Source organism: Burkholderia sp. Bp9031, from assembly GCF_003857965.1.
In the GTDB taxonomy this organism is placed as follows: Bacteria; Pseudomonadota; Gammaproteobacteria; order Burkholderiales; family Burkholderiaceae; genus Burkholderia; species Burkholderia ambifaria_A.
Window position 1 is genome coordinate 1 of record NZ_QTPW01000090.1, and the last position, 1,159, is coordinate 1,159.

Annotated in this window: 1 protein-coding gene; it reads right to left on the bottom strand. The window is 67.4% G+C overall.

Annotated features, from left to right (window positions below):
* The coding region (locus DIE15_RS36625; RefSeq protein WP_148095704.1) for a nitrate/sulfonate/bicarbonate ABC transporter ATP-binding protein at window positions 1-1,159 on the bottom strand (1,159 nt) is incomplete at both ends.

The window sequence follows — 1,159 nt, forward strand, 5'->3', positions numbered from 1 at the left end:
CGTCCGACAGGAAATCCTCCAGCTCCTGCTCGAAGCGCACGCGCGGCGCGCGATGGCCCGGGCGCTCGTTCAGCACCTTCCGGATTCGCGCAGCGAGCGGCACGTGCTTCAGCAGGTGATCCGCGAACATCAGCTTGCGTTCCTGCGTGCCGAATTCAGCGAACACGCGCGCGGGCGGCGTCAGGAACACGTCGCCTTCCCGCACATCGGCGAAACCGAGGTACTGCAGCACTTCGGCGATCGGGAACAGGTCGTCGACCTCCAGGTGCAGCGTGCGCGCGATTTCAGGCATGTCCGCGCGGCCGTGGTACGGCGCCATCGCGAGCGTCTCGATCAGGCCGGCCATCAGGTTGGTCGACACCTGCGGCAGCCAGCTGCCGAGCTCGAGCCCCTTCTTCGTCGCCTCGCCCGTCTGGCGGGCAGTCATCTTCGCGTAGATGTCGTCGACCAGCTTGCGGAAAGCCGGGTCCAGCCGGTTGCGCGGATGCTTGAACGGCACCTTGATCTCGGCGATCACGCGGCCCGGATTCGACGACAGCACGAGAATGCGGTCGCACATGAACACCGCTTCCTCGATGTTGTGCGTGACGATCAGCACCGACTTGATCGGCATCCGGCCTTGCGTCCACAGGTCGAGCAGGTCGGTACGCAGCGTTTCGGCCGTCAGCACGTCGAGTGCCGAGAACGGCTCGTCCATCAGCAGGATCGTCGGGTCGACGACGAGCGCGCGCGCGAAGCCCACGCGCTGGCGCATCCCGCCCGACAGCTCGCGCGGATACGCGTTCTCGAAGCCGTCGAGACCGATCAGGTCGATCGCGGCAAGCGCGCGCTCGCGCCGCTCGCGCGCACCGACGCCGAGCGCTTCCAGCCCGGCTTCCACGTTCTGCAGCACGGTCAGCCACGGGAACAGCGCGAAGGTCTGGAACACCATCGCGACGCCTTCGGCCGGACCGCGCAGCGGCTTGCCGAGATAGGTCACTTCACCGCCGGTCGGCTCGATCAGGCCGGCGATGATCCGCAACAGCGTGGACTTGCCCGAGCCCGAACGGCCGAGCAGCCCGACGATCTCGCCTTCGCGCAGCGACAGGTTCGCGTCGTCGAGCACGAGCAGTTCGCCCTGCGTCTTGTTGAAGCCGCGGTTCACGTGCTCGACGCGCAG